Source organism: Enterovibrio nigricans DSM 22720, assembly GCF_900167155.1.
GTDB lineage: Bacteria > Pseudomonadota > Gammaproteobacteria > Enterobacterales > Vibrionaceae > Enterovibrio > Enterovibrio nigricans.
This window is the reverse complement of record NZ_FUXU01000185.1, coordinates 1-2,539: the sequence shown is the minus strand read 5'-3', so window position 1 is coordinate 2,539 and position 2,539 is coordinate 1. Positions and strand designations below refer to the sequence as shown.

Sequence of the window (2,539 nt, the reverse complement as noted above, 5' to 3'; positions counted from 1 at the left end):
ATCGTAGCTTCTAGATTTAGTTCCATCGATTTAAGCAACAAAGCCACTTTGGACCAGTCGCTAATTCAAGTATCGCCACGAGACAACGTTGGCTAGACAAAGCCAAAGATCGAGCTAGACAGTTACGTTAACCGATAGGGCAGCCAATCTCCCCCGGCTCTCAGCCGTAACGTGATCCTATCTGCTCCTGTGTAGCAGAATTGAAATAAAAGGGACGGGCACTCTAATGTTCTTTCCGTTAATCATTGCGAACTTGTTTCCCGATCTTACCAACTACGATTCAGCCAAATGTTTACATTACCGTAAGTTCAATTAGGACGCCCCCTAGGGCGTCCTTTCTTGTCGTGGCGTATAGTTAGATTTTCATGACTAGCTTGCCGCGTACACGACCTTGAGCACTGATATCAAAAGCAGTGGTAACGTCATCAAGGCTGAAGGTTTGTGCAACAGTCACGGCCAATTCACCTGCGTCCACCATCTCGGCAATATGACGCAATTGTTCACCGTTCGCTTGAACAAATACAAACTCCGCCGATACGCCTAACGTTTTAGCTTTCGCTTCAGTTTCGCCAGTCACACCGGTGATCGACACGAGTTTGCCGCCGCGCTTTAGTACATTAAGCGATTTAAGCTGCGTATCACCTCCTAACGTATCAAACACGAGGTCCACTTTCGCGTTAGCGAGCACGGTTTCGAAATCTTCTTCGCGATAGTCAATGATTTCATCTGCGCCGAGGTGAGCGACAAAATCTCTATTCACTGCGGATGTCGTTGTGATGACTTTTGCGCCCTTGGCTTTTGCCAATTGGATGGCAATATGCCCAACACCACCTGCACCAGCATGGATAAGTACACGTTGGCCCGCTTCAAGCTGACCTGCAACAAACATTGCTTGCCAACTCGTTAAGCTTACCAAGGGGTATGCGGCAGCTTCGACCAAGTCCACCGATTGTGGTGCTTTGGCCAAACCGTTTACGTTAACAATACAATATTCAGCAAAGGCACCGTCGTAGCCAATGACGGGCATTGCAAATACACGCTCCCCGGCGTTGAAAGTTGTTACCCCTTCGCCCAGCTCGACAATATCGCCAGCAAGATCCCACCCTAGCGTTAAAGGTAGTGATTGGTTCACAAGCACTGATAAATCACCGTTAGCGATCTTCCAATCAACAGGGTTAATACCTGCAGTGGCAACTTTTACCAAGACTTCGTTTTCACTTGGCGCAGGACGGCTCACTGATTCTATTGAAAGGTGGCCATAATCTGTAATTCGCAGTGCTTTCATATTGTTATCCTTCCTCATTATCTGTGGATGCGCTGTTATCGTTTCGATGGGGTAACTATATTTTTTCCAAATAAGATTAAAAATAGGGATAATGTGGAAATAATTATTCCAAATTGGAACAGATGAATGGATAAGCTTGAAGCGATGCGTACCTTTGTTCGTGTCACCGAAGCTGGGAATTTTTCCAGAACTGCAGCAGATTTTGGCGTGTCGCCGTCTTATATCAGTAAGCAAATGGCCTATTTGGAAAGTGTACTCGGAGTGCGTCTTCTTCAACGCACAACTCGCTCAATCAGCTTGACGCAAGCAGGAGAACAGTACCTTGTGCAGTGTCAGCAAATCCTTGAGCACGTTTCTGTTGCTGAAGCTAACTTAACCGAACTGAAAGGCGCACCGTCAGGTCGATTGAGAATTAGTTTTTCGAGTATTCTTGGTGAGAAAAATACGGCAGCGTGTTGCACCGAATTTATGCAGCTTTATCCCGACGTGGACTTGGATATTCTTATCGACGATCGTATCGTTGATTTGGTGGAAGAGGGGTTTGATCTTTGTATTCGAGCAAGCACGCAAATGCCTGATTCGTCACTTATTCGAAAAAATATCGGACAGATGACAACGCACTTATTGGCGTCTAGAGATTACATAGAAAAATATGGTGAACCTATGCATCCGTCCGATCTCGTTACGCATAGGTTTATTGGGCATACTTACGTGAAAAATTCCGTCTTCACTTTCCAACACGACAATGGGATAGAGAAAGTGGCTATACCCAAGAAAGTGCGCGTGAATAGCACCTACTTTGTGCGCCAGATGGTTGAAACGGGAGAGGGAATTGCCTTCTTACCTGCTTACTTCAAAAGAGCGAATCCCGACTTAGTAACCTTGCTTCCACATTGCCATCCATCAAGCATCGATATCAGTGCTGTTTATCCTGAACGCGCATTTACACCCGCCAAAACGCATAAATTTATCGCCTTTTTCCAAGAATGGTTTCAACGGCACATGGGGGAGTATTAATTACCGTTCCTTGCGACAACCAAAGAGGCTAGACGCAGATCATTATCGCGTAAATTCGCAGATCTTTTCGTCAATTATAGATTTCACCAATACGAGGTTCTCTCGCATAAACAGTGTGTTACCTTTTTCTTGTAGGTTTTTGGACACCCAAAACGTGCCAGTGAAATTTGAACGGTAATACAGGAAGAAAAGGGCTTTGTTGCTTAAATCGATGGAACTAAATCTAGAAGCTACGAT

Annotated in this window: 3 protein-coding genes; 1 reads left to right on the top strand and 2 read right to left on the bottom strand. The window is 45.3% G+C overall.

The window, feature by feature from the left end:
* Nucleotides 1-355: 355 nt before the first annotated feature.
* Nucleotides 356-1,285, bottom strand: a complete 930-nt coding sequence (locus tag B5D35_RS23370; protein WP_078754794.1) for an NADP-dependent oxidoreductase — start codon at nt 1,283-1,285, stop codon at nt 356-358.
* A 126-nt stretch (nt 1,286-1,411) separates the two neighbouring features.
* On the opposite strand from B5D35_RS23370, the gene B5D35_RS23365 reads away from it, so the two are divergent.
* Entirely contained in the window at nt 1,412-2,302 is an 891-nt protein-coding gene (locus B5D35_RS23365; RefSeq protein ID WP_078754793.1) for a LysR family transcriptional regulator, read from the top strand.
* A 42-nt stretch (nt 2,303-2,344) separates the two neighbouring features.
* Here the strand turns inward: B5D35_RS23365 and B5D35_RS24665 are convergent.
* On the bottom strand, nt 2,345-2,539 hold a 195-nt coding region (locus B5D35_RS24665), incomplete at its 5' end, for a hypothetical protein (RefSeq protein ID WP_212567568.1).